The sequence below is a fragment of the Pseudomonas sp. GW821-FHT07F01 genome, from assembly GCF_059418825.1.
The window spans coordinates 556,210-569,814 of record NZ_JBWKQO010000005.1 but is presented as its reverse complement, the minus strand read 5'-3'; the positions used below and the strand labels follow the sequence as shown (position 1 = coordinate 569,814).

12 protein-coding genes and 2 pseudogenes are annotated in these 13,605 nt (G+C 61.1%); 6 read left to right on the top strand and 8 right to left on the bottom strand.

The genetic code is table 11. The features are described from left to right. Nucleotides 1-8: 8 nt before the first annotated feature. The 3 genes from AC07R1_RS20980 (at nt 9) to AC07R1_RS20970 (ending at nt 3,017) form a co-directional block, all read left to right on the top strand. Nucleotides 9-752, top strand: a complete 744-nt coding sequence (locus AC07R1_RS20980) for an NAD-dependent epimerase/dehydratase family protein (RefSeq protein WP_495110906.1) — start codon at nt 9-11, stop codon at nt 750-752. A 179-nt stretch (nt 753-931) separates the two neighbouring features. Continuing rightward, nucleotides 932-2,347 (top strand): MFS transporter, encoded by a 1,416-nt coding sequence (locus AC07R1_RS20975; protein ID WP_210483333.1) that lies wholly within the window; start codon nt 932-934, stop codon nt 2,345-2,347. Nucleotides 2,348-2,507: 160 nt separating this feature from the next. Continuing rightward, complete coding sequence (locus AC07R1_RS20970; RefSeq protein WP_011062843.1) at nt 2,508-3,017, top strand: hypothetical protein; 510 nt, start codon at nt 2,508-2,510, stop codon at nt 3,015-3,017. Nucleotides 3,018-3,077: 60 nt separating this feature from the next. Here AC07R1_RS20970 and AC07R1_RS20965 read toward each other — a convergent pair. The 3 genes and pseudogenes from AC07R1_RS20965 to AC07R1_RS20955 form a co-directional block, all read right to left on the bottom strand. Next, nucleotides 3,078-3,497 (bottom strand): annotated as a pseudogene (locus tag AC07R1_RS20965) (methyl-accepting chemotaxis protein); the annotation flags it as partial. A gap of 126 nt (nt 3,498-3,623) precedes the next feature. Continuing rightward, a pseudogene (locus AC07R1_RS20960) lies at nt 3,624-4,397 on the bottom strand (PAS domain-containing protein); the annotation flags it as partial. Nucleotides 4,398-4,934: 537 nt separating this feature from the next. After that, nucleotides 4,935-5,795, bottom strand: coding sequence for a LysR family transcriptional regulator (locus AC07R1_RS20955; protein ID WP_495110905.1), 861 nt, complete (start codon nt 5,793-5,795; stop codon nt 4,935-4,937). 98 nt (nt 5,796-5,893) lie between these two features. Between AC07R1_RS20955 and gstA the strand changes: the two genes are divergently transcribed. Both gstA and AC07R1_RS20945 read left to right on the top strand, forming a co-directional pair. Continuing rightward, a complete protein-coding gene (gene gstA / locus AC07R1_RS20950) occupies nt 5,894-6,496 on the top strand; it encodes a glutathione transferase GstA (protein ID WP_011062846.1) in 603 nt (200 codons plus the stop codon). Nucleotides 6,497-6,761: 265 nt separating this feature from the next. Beyond that, complete coding sequence (locus tag AC07R1_RS20945) at nt 6,762-7,187, top strand: GNAT family N-acetyltransferase (RefSeq protein ID WP_015636728.1); 426 nt, start codon at nt 6,762-6,764, stop codon at nt 7,185-7,187. A gap of 18 nt (nt 7,188-7,205) precedes the next feature. Here AC07R1_RS20945 and def read toward each other — a convergent pair whose 3' ends face one another. The 3 genes from def to AC07R1_RS20930 form a co-directional block, all read right to left on the bottom strand. Further along, nucleotides 7,206-7,745, bottom strand: a complete 540-nt coding sequence (gene def, locus AC07R1_RS20940; protein ID WP_011062848.1) for a peptide deformylase — start codon at nt 7,743-7,745, stop codon at nt 7,206-7,208. A 2-nt stretch (nt 7,746-7,747) separates the two neighbouring features. Beyond that, nucleotides 7,748-8,692, bottom strand: coding sequence for a YihY/virulence factor BrkB family protein (locus tag AC07R1_RS20935; RefSeq protein ID WP_015636729.1), 945 nt, complete (start codon nt 8,690-8,692; stop codon nt 7,748-7,750). 186 nt (nt 8,693-8,878) lie between these two features. After that, nucleotides 8,879-9,070, bottom strand: coding sequence for a CsbD family protein (locus AC07R1_RS20930; RefSeq protein ID WP_011062850.1), 192 nt, complete (start codon nt 9,068-9,070; stop codon nt 8,879-8,881). A 210-nt stretch (nt 9,071-9,280) separates the two neighbouring features. Here AC07R1_RS20930 and AC07R1_RS20925 point away from each other — a divergent pair, with 210 nt between their 5' ends. Further along, complete coding sequence (locus AC07R1_RS20925) at nt 9,281-9,658, top strand: hypothetical protein (protein WP_015636730.1); 378 nt, start codon at nt 9,281-9,283, stop codon at nt 9,656-9,658. Nucleotides 9,659-9,719: 61 nt separating this feature from the next. Here the strand turns inward: AC07R1_RS20925 and fadD1 are convergent, their stop codons facing one another. Beyond that, entirely contained in the window at nt 9,720-11,411 is a 1,692-nt protein-coding gene (gene fadD1, locus AC07R1_RS20920) for a long-chain-fatty-acid--CoA ligase FadD1 (protein WP_011062852.1), read from the bottom strand. Nucleotides 11,412-11,751: 340 nt separating this feature from the next. Next, nucleotides 11,752-13,440 (bottom strand): long-chain-fatty-acid--CoA ligase FadD2, encoded by a 1,689-nt coding sequence (gene fadD2, locus AC07R1_RS20915; RefSeq protein WP_011062853.1) that lies wholly within the window; start codon nt 13,438-13,440, stop codon nt 11,752-11,754. Between the last annotated feature and the right edge of the window lie 165 nt (nt 13,441-13,605).

The following is a 13,605-nucleotide window of genomic DNA, read 5'->3' as shown; positions in this document are numbered from 1 at the left end:
GATTCGAAATGAACGGACTTAACGTACTACTGACCGGCGCTTGCGGCAGGATCGGCAAGGTGTTTTTTCAGGGCTCCCAGGAGCGCCACCGCTTCACCCTCACCGACCGGGTGGAGCCGGACTTCGAAATCCCCGCGCCACACCGCTTCGTGCGCCTGGACTTCGACGACCCGCAAGCCATCGGCCGCCTGCTCCCGGGGATCGACGTCATCGTGCACCTGGCCGGCATTCCCCATGCCAGCGCCAGCTTCGACGAGTTGCTGCCGAACAACATCCTCGCCACCACCTACCTGTTCGAGGCCGCGGTACAGGCCGGTTGCCGGCGCCTGGTATTTGCCAGCAGCGCCCAGACCATCGAGGGCTACCCGGTGGACCGGCAGATCACTCCGGGCATGCCGGTGATGCCAGCCAACCTGTATGGCGTGAGCAAGTGCTACGGCGAGGCGCTATGCGCCTTCTATGCCGCCAAGCGCGGGCTGTCCTGCATTGCCCTGCGCATTGGTGCGTTCGAAGACCCGAAACACCACGAACTGACCACCACCCGCGACCTGAGCGCCTGGCTCAGCCCACGGGATGCAGTGCAGTTGTTGCAACGGGCAGTGGAAACCCCGGGGGTGCAACTGCTGATCGGCCACGGCATTTCCAACAATCGCTTCAAGCGCCTGGACCTCAGCGAAACCACCCGGGTGCTGGGCTACGAACCGGTGGACGATGCCTTCCAGGAAAATTTCGGCATTCCCATCACCTACTGAGCCACCACGGGGCACCCGCCGTCACGCGCGGGTGCCCGGCATTGCGCTATAAATCCGGCAGATGTAACGAAATACGACAATAAATCAGCGCATCCTCCGGTTTACGCACGTGGATTCACAATCCTTGGTTTCCGTTAGCAGGCTAAGATTTCCGCTCTGTGTCCTGTGGAATTCCCTGCATGCCCGCCTCTGCCCCGCTCACCAGCGACCTCGACCCTCAACGCGCCGCCGGCATCAGCGCGCGCATCGACCGCCTGCCTGCCGTGGCCACGATCTGGCGCCTGGTGGCGCTGCTGTCCATTGGCGGTTTTTTCGAGCTGTACGACCTGTTCCAGACCGCCTACATCAGCCCGGGGCTGATCCGCGACGGGATCTTCGCCAGCGGCAACCAGGGGGTGTTCGGTTTTTCCGACCAGGCGGCCTTCGCCTCGGCGACCTTTCTCGGCCTGTTCCTCGGCGCCAGCCTGCTGAGCCCGATAGCCGACCGCTTCGGACGCCGGGCGATCTTCACCTTCGCCCTGATCTGGTACACCCTGGCCACGGTGCTGATGGGGCTGCAGAGCACGGCGTCGGGGATCATCTGCATGCGATTCCTGGTGGGCATCGGCCTGGGCATCGAACTGGTGACCATCGACGCCTACCTCAGCGAACTGGTGCCCAAGCGCATGCGCAGCTCGGCCTTCGCCTTTGCCTTTTTCGTGCAGTTCCTGTCGGTGCCGGCAGTGGCGCTGATGTCCTGGTGGCTGGTGCCCCAGGCGCCCTGGGGGATCTCCGGCTGGCGCTGGGTGGTGCTGGCCAGCGCGGTGTTCGCCCTGTTCATCTGGTGGTTGCGCTCACGCTTGCCGGAGTCGCCACGCTGGCTCGCCCAGCACGGGCGCTTCGACGAAGCCGACCGGATCCTGCAAGGCCTCGAGACCCGTTGCGCCCGGGACTACGCCAAGCCGCTGGATGAGCCCGAACCCCAGGCCGTGGATATCCAGGGCCGTGGGCGCTTCGCCGATATCTGGCAACCGCCCTACCGCCGCCGGGCCCTGATGCTGATCGTGTTTCACGTGTTCCAGGCCATCGGCTTCTTCGGTTTCGGCAACTGGCTGCCGGCGCTGCTGTCGGGCCAGGGCGTGAGCGTCACCCACAGCCTGCTGTACGCCTTCATCATCACCCTGGCCTACCCCCTGGGGCCGCTGCTGTTCGTGCGTTTCGCCAACCGCTTCGAGAACAAGTGGCAGATCGTCGGCTCGGCCCTGGGCGCCATGACCTTCGGCACCTTGTTCGCCCTGCAGAGCAGCGCCCTGGGGCTGATTGTCTGCGGGGTGATGATCACCTTCTGCAATGCCTGGCTGAGCTTCAGCTACCACTCCTACCAGAGCGAATTGTTCCCCACCAACATTCGCGCCCGGGCGGTGGGCTTCTGTTACTCGTTCAGCCGTTTGTCGACGGTGTTCAGCAGTTTGCTGGTGGGCTTTTTCCTCGAGCATTTCGGCACGCCCGGGGTCCTGGCCTTTATCGTCAGCAGCATGCTGATCGTGATCCTGACCATCGGCCGCTTCGGGCCGCGCACCCGCAACCTGGCCCTGGAAGACATTGCCCACGCATGAAGACGGCGCCGGCAGCGGTTGCCTGAAAGCGGCAAGACTTGTCCGCTTGCTGGCAGCCACGACCGGCGTCTTGAGCCAAGCCCTTGATATACAAGGCCGTATCAATCGGCATGGAACTTGCTAAAACCTCAGCCTAGTTCTCTTACACAGGTTCCCGATCATGTTGGTCAACGCCCAGAAATCCGTTTCGGTGCAGCCCACCTCGCGCACCGATATGGACCCGACTACCGCAGCCGCCAGCGCGCTGTACAGCGGCATGCTGCAACAGGCCCAGAACTCCGTGACCTACCCGGCGTCCCAGTCCTCCAGCCAGCAGGCCAACAGCGTGGACGACAACGTCAACGCCGCCTTCGCCAAGACCCGCGTGCTGCTCCAGGCCACGCCACCGACCGCCAGCGCCGCGCAGGCTACCAGCGCGACGGAAACCGGCGCGCTGAGCGAGTTCAAGGACTACATGAGCAAGACCCCGGAACAGCGCCTGCGCGACAGCATCCTCAAGGACATGGGGCTGACCGAGGAAGACCTGAAGAACCTGCCGCCAGAGCGCCAGCTGGCGATCAACCAGGAAATTGCCCAGCGCCTGCAGGACAAGATGCAACTGGCCAAGGAAGAGAAAGACGCCAAGGACAGCGCCAAACCGGTGGACGAGAAGTTCCTCGCCGCGCTGTAACCCCGCTGGGCGCAAAAGGGTTCCCCATGGGAACCCTTTTTTGTGCCCGGCGAAAACCGGCTACTGCAACTGCAGGGTCGAGTTGAACTGGCTGATGGCATCCACCACGTGCCGCGAGCCCTGCTGGATCTCCAGGATCACCTCCCCCGCCTCATTCGCCAGTTCGACCCCGAGCCCGGTGCGGCTCAGGCTCGACTGCATGCTGGTCACCGCGCTCGTCGACAGGTCGTGGTTCTTGCGCACCACCTCGACGATTTCCACCGTCGCCTGGCTGGTGCGCGCCGCCAGGCTGCGCACCTCGTCCGCGACCACGGCGAAACCGCGCCCGTGCTCACCGGCACGGGCGGCCTCGATGGCCGCGTTGAGGGCCAGCAGGTTGGTCTGGTCGGCGATACCGCGGATGGTCTGGACGATGCTGCCGATGATGTCCGACTGCTTGCTCACCGCATCGATGCTGTGGGCCGCTTCATTGAGGTCATGGGAAATCTGCTGAATGATTTCCACGGTTTGCTGCACCACCTCCGAGCCCTTCTGCGCACAGGCGTCGTTCTGCACCGAGGTGCTGTGGGCGGACTCGGCGGCGGAGCGCAAGGTGGTCATCTGATCGGTGATGTCGCTGGCGATCTTCACCACCTTGTACAGGCGGCCCTTGGTATCGAACAGCGGGTTGTAGGAGGCTTCGAGAAACACCGTCTGCCCATACTTGTTTTCCCGCTCGAAACGATGGGAGTGAAACTCGCCCCGGTTCAACGAAGCCCAGAATTGCTTGTACTCCGGGGATTCAGCCTCGGAACGGTGGCAGAACATGCTGTGATGCTGGCCAACGATTTCATTCAGGGTGTACTGCATGGTCTTCAGGAAGTTGTCGTTGGCGGTGATGATCCTGCCGTCCGGGCTGAACTCGATGATGGCCATGGAACGGCCGATAGCGTTCAGCAGGCTCTGGTTCTCATGTTCGACATGGATGCGTTCGGAGATGTCCGACGCCACCTTGATCACACTGCGCACCTGACGATCGGCATCGAACACCGGCATGTAGCTGGCTTCGAGCCAGATCTCCCGGCCACGCTTGTCCAGGCGCAGAAAAGTCCCGCTGACCGGTTCGCCACGCCCCAGGTCGCGCCACAGCTTGCTGTACTCCTCGCTGCGATAGAACTCTTCCTCACAGAAAATCCGGTGATGCTTGCCACGTATGTCTTCTGCGGAGTAGCCCATGACCTGGCAGAAGTTTTCATTGGCATCCAGCACGATGCCATCGGGCGAGAACTCGATCATCGCCATGGAACGACTGATCGCCGCCAACTTGGCGTTGGCCTCGCTCAGCGCACAGTTGAATCGTTCGATTTCCAGCAGGTCAGCCTTGTGATGTAGGTTAAACATGGTTGTATCACCTTCAACGCTGTCTTTTGATTGACGGAAGTTTCTAGTCTTTCAACTGATCCACCACAACGATCTATAAAACAGGGCAAGCGCCTCCCTCCATATGAGAGAGGAAGTGTCAGGTGATAAATGATGTTTAATCGGAGAGTCCATGTTGCAACGCTCTTATCAAGCCATCCTTTACTTGATGCCCCATTTCCGGGCCTGACCTAACAAAGTTAAGAAACTCCATCTAAATCGACACTCCTGATACTGCGGTGCCTCTAACTGCGCACTCTCGCCTTTATTCATGGATTCAATACTGCGCCCTGGATGAAGGTCGCACGCATACCGGTTACAACGGCGCAGGCCGCGCGGGACGGATACTCATAGGCCAACAGATACGAATTTTCACAATTGAGCATAGACAGCCGCAGTCTCTATGCAAGGCCACTAGTCAGTCTGTTTTCACAACTTTCGAGGTATTGAAGTGCATTCGCGACAAGTAACAAACAAGACATAAACAGAGCCTGTGGCAAAGCCCGGGAAGCTCCCGCACTAAAACTCTTCGAGGGTCGACAGAAACGCCTGGACCAGCACACTCGACTCCCGCCCCGGCGCCGCTACCAGGGCGAACTCCCGCTCCACTCCTGTGCTCAGTTCCAGCACCCGCAACCCTTCGCGCTGCACCGGTAACGTACTCTGTGGCACCAGAGTCACTCCCAGCCGCTCGCGCACCAGGCTGAAGGCACTGTTCCATTCCCGCACCTCCACCCGGACGTCGGCCAGGGGAATCCCGGCCTCGGCGGCCAGGCTGCGGGCATTCACCGAACAGCCCCCGGTGGCCAGGACAAAGGGCTGCGCCAGCAAGGTTTCAAGGTCGATGGTCGAGGCCTGCCAGGGGTGATCTTCAGGTAGCACCGCGACCCACGAATCACGCCCCAGCAACCAAGAGCGGCGCTCGGGGGCCGGGTTGAGCACGACCCCAAGGTCCACCAGTTGCGCCTCTAGCAGCGTTTCGACTTCATCATCACTGACCTCCAGCTGCACCACCTCGATGCCCGGATACAGCTGCTTGAAACTCCGCAGCAACGGCGGCAGGAAAGCCGCCAGGACCATGGGAAAGCCCGCCAGTCGCACACTGCCTTGAGGAATGCCCCGCGCCGCGTCCACCTGCCGGCGGACCTCGGCCAGGGCCTCGAGCATCACCCGCGCCTGGGCCAGCACCTGCAAACCGATCGCCGTGGGCAGCGCCTGGCGGCTCTCGCGGACAAACAGCTGCACCCCGAGCATGTCCTCCATCTGGGCCAGGGCCTGGCTGGCCCCGGACTGGGTCATGCCCACCTGCTCGGCGGCCCGGGTGATGGTGGCGCACTCGGCAATCGCCACCAGCAGGCGCCAGTGCATCAGGTTCATCATGGCAGTAGCTGTCCTTATGGCAGTGTTCTGAAAGATTAATTTTACCCATGTTGCCGCCTTGCACGACACTGGCTCGCACGTTCACCAGAGACCTGCCGATGAAACTCTACTACGCCCCCCAAGCCTGCTCCCTGGCCTCCCATATCGTGCTGCGCGAGCTGCAATTGCCGTTCGAGGCCATCCGCGTCGACAACCGCAGCAAGCGCACCGCCGACGGCCGGGACTTCCTCGCCATCAACCCCAAGGGCTACGTAGCCGCGCTGCAACTGGACGATGGCCAGGTCCTCACTGAAGGCCCGGCCATCCTGCAATACCTCGCCGACCTCAAGCCCGAGTCCGGCCTGGCCGCGGCCAATGGCAGCTGGGAACGGGTGCGCCTGCAGGAAACCCTGAACTTCATCACCAGCGAAGTGCACGGGATCATGGGCTGGCTGTTCAATCCGGGGTTCGATGATGGGGTGAAAGAGGTGTTCAAGCAGAAGTTGTTCAAGCGCCTGGCCTTGCTCGAGCAGACGCTGGAACACCAGGACTACCTGCAAGGCGCGCAGTTCGGGATCGCCGATGCCTACCTGTTCACCGTCCTGCGCTGGACGGCATTGTTCGCCATCGACCTGGCGAACTGGCCGGCGCTGTCGCGGTTCCAGGCTCGGGTCGAACAGCGACCGGCGGTACGCGATGCCCTGGCGCTGGAACTGGCCTGAGGGGAGAGAGCACGAAGCCCGCGGGGCGGGCTTCGTCAAAGTGATCAGTGGCCGAAGATATTCACTTCGGTCTTCTTGGCCTTTTTCTCGGCGCGTTTCTCGTCTGCGCTCTTTGCCGGCTTTTTCTTGGCATTTTTCTTGGCGTTCATACCTTTGGACATGACGTTCACTCCACTGATGCGGGAAAGGCTTCAGGTATAGCACCTATAGTCGGCCAGGGTTCTTTTATAATCCGCCGGCCCCTGTTGCCAAATCCGGAAACCTCATGCCCGACCTCCAGATCAACCTGCTTGCCGAGGTTGAACGGCCCTTGCTGAACAAGTTCTATCGCCAGCACCGGTCATCCATGCGCGCCGCTTCCGAGGGGCAGCTCTGGGTTGCCAGAAGCAGTGAAATCATCGCTGGCATGAGCCTGAGCCCGGCAGCTGAAGGCTATTGGCTGACAGGCCTGTTCGTCGCCCCGACCAGTCGCGGCCAGGGGCTGGCCACCCAGCTGGTGGGGCAGGCCGTGCAAAGCGTCGAAGGCCCGGTCTGGCTGTTCTGCCATCCGGACCTGCAGGCCCTGTACCGGTCGATGGGCTTCTGCAGCACGACCTGCCTGCCACACGCCTTGAACGAACGGCTGGCCCGCTACCAGCGCAGCAAACCGTTGCTGGCCATGGCCATCGACCGGCCTGGGTCGAGGCCCTGACACCGGGCGGGCCGGGGCTTATTCGTCGGCGTTGGGGTCGAGGTCGGGAAACAGCACTTCGGTGAAGCCGAACTTGCTGAAATCGCTGATCCGCGAGGGATACAGCCGGCCGATCAGGTGATCGCACTCATGCTGCACCACCCGGGCGTGGAAACCCGAGGCCACGCGCACAATGGGCTCGCCCCTGGGGTCGAAGCCTTCGTAGCGGATGTGCTGGTAGCGCTGCACCGCGCCGCGCAGGCCGGGAACCGAGAGACAACCTTCCCAGCCCTCTTCCAGCACCGGGCTCAAGGGCGTGATCAGCGGATTGATGAGGATGGTTTGCGGCACAGCTTCGGCTTCCGGATAACGTTCGCTGTGCTCGAAGCCGAAGATCACCAGTTGCAGGTCGACACCGATCTGCGGCGCCGCCAGGCCGACGCCACCCACGCTTTCCATGGTCTGGAACATATCGTCGATCAGTTCCCAGAGCTCGGGGCTGTCGAACATTTCCGGCGGTACCGGCGGGGCGATGCGCAGCAGGCGCTCATCGCCCATCTTGAGGATTTCACGGATCATGATCAGGCTTCGTCAGTGGTCGGCTTGAGCGAGTGGTCCCGGCCCAGTCCCGAAACGTGTTGTTTTTCGTCGTGCTGGTCAAAGTCCTTTTCGCCAGGGTCCTTGCCTTCGGCCGACATGTGTTCGATCACCGCGTTCATCTCCGCTCCCAGCAACAGCACCGCGGCGGAGATATAGAAGTACAGCAACAGCACGATGATCGCACCGATACTGCCATACATGGCGTTGTAGTTAGCGAACGTCTTCACGTAGTAGGCAAAACCCAGGGAAGCGACGATCCATACCACCACCGCCAGCACCGAGCCCGGGGTGATGAAACGGAATTTCTGCTGCACATCGGGCATCACGTAGTACATCAGGGCCACGGCCACCATCATCAGCAGCACGATCACCGGCCAGCGCAGGATGGTCCACAGGGTGACGATGAAGTCCTCCAGGCCCACCTGCCCCGCCAGCCAGGCCATCACCTGCGGCCCCAGCACCATCAGCGCCGCGGCGGCCAGAAGCATGCCGGCAATGCCCACGGTGTAGAACACCGACAGCGGGAAGCGCTTCCAGATCGGCCGCCCCTCGACCACGTCGTAGGCGGCGTTCATCGCGCTCATCATCAGGCGTACACCCGCCGAAGCGGTCCACAGGGCGATGACGATACCGATGGACAGCAGGCCACCCTTGGACTGCTGCAATTGATCGATGACCGGGTTGACCTGCTCCAGGGCCTCGTGGGGCAGCACCAGCTCCGACTGCAGGCGCAGCCAGGTGAAGAAGTCCGGCAGATGGAGGAAACCGATCAGGGCGATCAGGAACAGAATGAAGGGGAACAGCGAGAACAGCATCTGGTAGGCCAGTGCCGAGGCGTAGGTGGACATCTCGTCCGCGATGAACTCATTCACCGTGCGGATCAGTACCCGGTGCAGGGGCAAACCTTTGAGGTCCGGAAAAATCATAGCGTCTCCTTTCGCCGCAAAAAGGTTGAAGTCGATAGCGACTCAGGGGGCGTTTTCTACAACAAATTAGCCTAGTTGGCGAACCGCAACCATTTCCAGTGGCCGATTCCCCTCTCTCACCCACACCTCACATGAAAACGGCCATCCGTGGATGGCCGCTGCAGTGGGTCATCGAACAGGCCGTTTTCAGGCCTTGTCGATGGTCTTTTTCACTGCATCCTTGGCTTTGCCCACCGCTTGCTGGGCTTCGCCTTTCTTCTCCTGCAGCTTGCCTTCAGCCTGCAGCTTGGTGTTGTCGGTGGCTTTGCCGACACCTTGCTTGACGTTACCGATGGCTTCGTTAGCCAGACCTTTTGCCTTATCCGCTGTGCTGCCCATGGTATTTCTCCGTAGAACATTCATTGATCGAACAAAGGGGATTGCGTCGTTACCCAAGGTTGACCCGCGGCTTTCGCGCAGAGTTTCAATTATTTTTTCCGGGCATTTCATCGCGCCGCCCAGGTAGCGCTTTATGTTTGCCGGGCAACCCGGGAGAATGCTCCCCCTGTTCAGGCCAAGCACTGAAGATCCAATCCCCGTAGGAACGTTATGAAACTCGATAAAAAGCAGGCTATCGCCCGCAGGAACCAGGAACTGGGCGGTGCGGTGCTGGGCGTCAACAACTGCCACTTCGCGGAGCTGAACCGCAACCGCAATATCTGGTGGTTCGATATCCTGGTCACCCGCCTGGCCATCGGTCAGTACGAATGGGTGCACCTGCTGCTGCACACCCCGGACACCGATCAACTGCTGCACCTGAAAGTGCCTACGGTGTTCCTGCGGGAAAAACTCGAAGGCCTGGTGATCCGCAACGAAGGCAAGCGCAAGGCCGCCCTGAGCCTGGAGTTGAGCGCCGACAAGGACTCCTTCCTCAAGGACGTGCGCCCGGCCGGCACCGGCGTGAGCTTCGCCCAGTTCCAGCAGTAAGGCGGGCGCCGCCCAATAAAAAAGCCCCGCACTGGCGGGGCTTTTTTGTGGGCGCTGCGGCTTACTTCTTCACGCCGAGCTTCTTCAGCTCTTCGTCACGCAGCTCGCGGCGCAGGATCTTGCCGACGTTGGTGGTTGGCAACGCATCGCGGAACTCAACAGCCTTGGGCACCTTGTAGCCGGTGACATTGGCACGCATGTGCGCCATCACCTGCTCCTTGGTCAGGGTCACGCCCGGCTTGACCACGATGAAGATCTTGATGGTCTCACCGGATTTCTCGTCCGGCACGCCGATCGCCGCGCACTGCAGCACGCCCGGCAGCGAGGCCAGTACGTCTTCCAGCTCATTGGGATAGACGTTGAAACCGGAGACCAGAATCATGTCCTTCTTGCGGTCGACGATGCGGATGTAGCCATTGGGCTGGATCAGCGCGATATCACCGGTCTTCAGCCAGCCTTCGCTGTTGAGGACTTCATCGGTGGCATCCTGGCGCTGCCAGTAGCCCTTCATCACCTGCGGGCCCTTCACGCACAGTTCGCCGACTTCGCCCAGGGGCAGCTCTTCCCCGGCGTCGTCCACCACCCGGCACAGGGTCGAAGGCACCGGAATGCCGATGGTGCCGATCTGGATGTTCTGGATCGGGTTGACCGTGGCCACCGGGCTGGTCTCGGTCATGCCGTAGCCTTCGCAGATCGGGCAGTTGGTCACTTCCTTCCAACGCTCGGCCGCCGCCAGTTGCAGGGCCATGCCACCGGACAAGGTGACTTTCAGCGCCGAGAAATCCAGCTTGCGGAACGCTTCACTGTTGCACAGGGCGACAAACAGGGTGTTGAGGCCGACAAAGCCGCTGAACTTCCACTTCGACAGCTCCTTGACCATCGCCGGCAAGTCCCGCGGGTTGCTGATCAGGATGTTGTGGTTGCCCATGAGCATGATGGCCATGCAATGGAAGGTGAACGCATAGATGTGGTACAGCGGCAGCGGGGTGATGAGGATCTCGCAGCCTTCATTGAGGTTGGAGCCCATCAGCGCCTTGCACTGCAGCATGTTGGCCACCAGGTTGCGGTGGGTCAGCATGGCGCCCTTGGCGACCCCGGTGGTGCCACCGGTGTATTGCAGCACTGCCACGTCGCTGCTGGCAGGGTTGGCTTCCTGCACTGGCTGGCCATGGCCCTTGCGCAGAACGTCATTGAACTTGACGGCCTGGGGCAGGTGATAGGCCGGCACCATCTTCTTCACGTACTTGACCACGCTGTTGATCAGCAGGCGCTTGAGCGGCGGCAGCAGGTCCGCCACTTCGGTGACGATCACGTGCCTGACCCCGGTCTTGGGTACCACGGCCTCTGCCAGGTGGGCCATGTTGGCCAGGCAGACCAGGGCCTTGGCGCCGGAGTCGTTGAATTGGTGTTCCATTTCCCGCGCGGTGTACAGCGGGTTGGTATTGACCACGATCAGGCCGGCGCGGATCGCACCGAATACCGCGATCGGGTATTGCAGCAGGTTGGGCAGTTGCAAGGCGATTCGATCGCCGGGCTGCAAATCGGTATGCTGCTGCAGGTACGCGGCAAAGGCCCCGGACAGTTCGTACAGTTCACCGTAGGTGATTGTCTTGCCGAGGTTGCTAAAGGCCGGTTTGTTAGCGAAACGTTGGCAGGACTGCTTCAACACCGCCTGAATATTCGGATACTCGTCTGGATTGATATCGGCAGCAATCCCAGCTGGGTACTTATCCTTCCAAAAGTCTTCGATCATGGAAGCCCACTCCTCAGCAACGCGAATTCATCACCGCATTTGATGCGATTATTATTTGTCTGTGTTTTTTATTGGTGTCTATTGTTGGTGAGTCTGGCTTTTACTTAGGCCGAGAAGTCACAAAGCGCGCCGAGAGTAGCAGCTTTGGAAAAGGCCGACTAGAGCCAAAGAAGGCCTGAATAGTCACAAAAATGACTCAAGACATTTAAATAGTCACTTTTAGAGTAAAAATTCTACCTACCTGAATTCCGCTCTGGCCCGGGGCTTTGCGCCCCTCGGAATGCAGAGCGGGCAAGCCGGTTGCGCCAACCGGCTTGCCCGCCAGGTAAAAGCCCTGGGCTCAAGCGATATCGCGCAACTCGCGGCGCAGGATCTTGCCCACCGGGGTCATCGGCAAAGAGTCACGCAGCACAATGTGCTTGGGCACCTTGTAGCCGGTGAAATTCTCTTTGCAGTAGGCCTTGAGCTCTTCAAGGCTGACCCCCGCCTCACGCGGCACCACAAACAGCTTCACCGCCTCGCCGGAACGCTCGTCCGGTATGCCGATGACTGCACAGTTGGCGACTTTCGGGTGAGCCATGACCACATCCTCGATCTCGTTCGGGTACACGTTGAAACCCGAGACGATGATCATGTCCTTCTTGCGATCGACAATGCGCACGAAACCGTCCGGATCGATCACCGCGATATCACCGGACTTGAACCAGCCCTCGGCATCCAGCACTTCGGCGGTGGCCTCGGGTTTGTTCCAGTAGCCCTTCATGATCTGCGGGCCCTTGATGCACAGCTCGCCCCGCTCGCCCAGCGGCAGCTCGACGCCCTGGTCATCGATGATCTTCAAGGTGGTGCCCGGTACCGGCAGGCCGACGGTGCCCAGCCGCGAACGCTCGCCATAGGGGTTGGTACAGGCCACCGGCGAGGTTTCGGTCAGCCCGTAGCCTTCGGTGATCCGGCAGCCGGTCAGCTTCTGCCAGCGCTCGGCGGTAGCCTTGACCAGGGCCGTGCCGCCAGAGTTGGTGAGCTTCAGATTGGAAAAATCCAGGTTCTTGAAATCCGGGTGATCCATCAGTGCCACAAACAGCGTGTTGAGCCCCAGTAGCGCAGAAAAACGCCACTTCTTCAGCTCCTTGATGAAACCGCCGATGTCCCGCGGGTTGGTGATCAGCACGTTGTGGTTGCCGGTCACCATCATGCACATGCAGTTCGCGGTGAAGGCATAGATGTGGTACAGCGGCAGCGGCGCGATCATCACCTCCTGGCCTTCACGCCACTGGGTGTGGCCGTCGGGCCCATGCTGGCCGAGGCAGGCCCGCGCCTGCTGCATGTTGGCCACCAGGTTGCCGTGGGTCAGCATCGCGCCCTTGGCCAGGCCGGTGGTGCCCCCGGTGTACTGCAGCACCGCAACATCGTCGTGGCCCACCTGCAGCGGCTTGATGCTCTGGCCACGCCCCAGGCGCAGGGCACTCTTGAAGGAAATGGCCTGGGGCAGGTGGTAGGCCGGCACCATCTTCTTGACCTTGTCCACCACGGTATTGATCAGCCAGCCCTTGGCGCTGGGCATCATGTCGCCCATCCGGGCCTCGATCAGGAACTGGATATCGGTATCCCCCAGCACCTCCTGGACCTTCTGGCCGAAGATGTTCAGGTAGACCAGGGCCCGGGCCCCGCAATCCTTGAACTGGTGGCGCATCTCCCGCGCGGTGTACAGCGGGTTGGTATTGACCACCACCAACCCTGCGCGCAAGGCTCCGAATACCGCGATCGGGTACTGCAAAACGTTGGGCATCTGCACCGCAATACGGTCTCCCGGAACCAGATCGGTATGGCTTTGCAGATAACCGGCGAAGGCCGCGCTGTAGCGTTCCAGCTCGGCGTAGGTGAGGGTCACGCCCATGTTGCTGAAGGCCGGGCGATCAGCGAATTTCTTGCAGGAACGCTCAAACACCTCGATCACCGACTTGAAGGCCCCCAGGTCGATCTCGTTGGGGACGCCAGCGGGGCGCTTATCATTCCAGAAATCAGGTTGCATTATTCTTGTCCTCTCTTGTACCTGAGCTGTCCGGGCCGCCACTGCAACGCTCTCAGGGGCGGGGCTCCTCGGACGTTAGCAGCTATGGCGATTCAGGCAAATATGCGCAAGTGTGTCATTAATTTTGTGAATCTTGCTTCCAACGGGCGCGCGAATCAGACGCCC

Coding starts and splice junctions, on each gene's coding strand:
- AC07R1_RS20980 (WP_495110906.1), top strand. CDS start 9: ATGAACGGACTTAACGTACTACTGACCGGCGCTTGCGGCAGGATCGGC.
- AC07R1_RS20975 (WP_210483333.1), top strand. CDS start 932: ATGCCCGCCTCTGCCCCGCTCACCAGCGACCTCGACCCTCAACGCGCC.
- AC07R1_RS20970 (WP_011062843.1), top strand. CDS start 2,508: ATGTTGGTCAACGCCCAGAAATCCGTTTCGGTGCAGCCCACCTCGCGC.
- AC07R1_RS20955 (WP_495110905.1), bottom strand. CDS start 5,795: ATGATGAACCTGATGCACTGGCGCCTGCTGGTGGCGATTGCCGAGTGC.
- gstA (WP_011062846.1), top strand. CDS start 5,894: ATGAAACTCTACTACGCCCCCCAAGCCTGCTCCCTGGCCTCCCATATC.
- AC07R1_RS20945 (WP_015636728.1), top strand. CDS start 6,762: ATGCCCGACCTCCAGATCAACCTGCTTGCCGAGGTTGAACGGCCCTTG.
- def (WP_011062848.1), bottom strand. CDS start 7,745: ATGATCCGTGAAATCCTCAAGATGGGCGATGAGCGCCTGCTGCGCATC.
- AC07R1_RS20935 (WP_015636729.1), bottom strand. CDS start 8,692: ATGATTTTTCCGGACCTCAAAGGTTTGCCCCTGCACCGGGTACTGATC.
- AC07R1_RS20930 (WP_011062850.1), bottom strand. CDS start 9,070: ATGGGCAGCACAGCGGATAAGGCAAAAGGTCTGGCTAACGAAGCCATC.
- AC07R1_RS20925 (WP_015636730.1), top strand. CDS start 9,281: ATGAAACTCGATAAAAAGCAGGCTATCGCCCGCAGGAACCAGGAACTG.
- fadD1 (WP_011062852.1), bottom strand. CDS start 11,411: ATGATCGAAGACTTTTGGAAGGATAAGTACCCAGCTGGGATTGCTGCC.
- fadD2 (WP_011062853.1), bottom strand. CDS start 13,440: ATGCAACCTGATTTCTGGAATGATAAGCGCCCCGCTGGCGTCCCCAAC.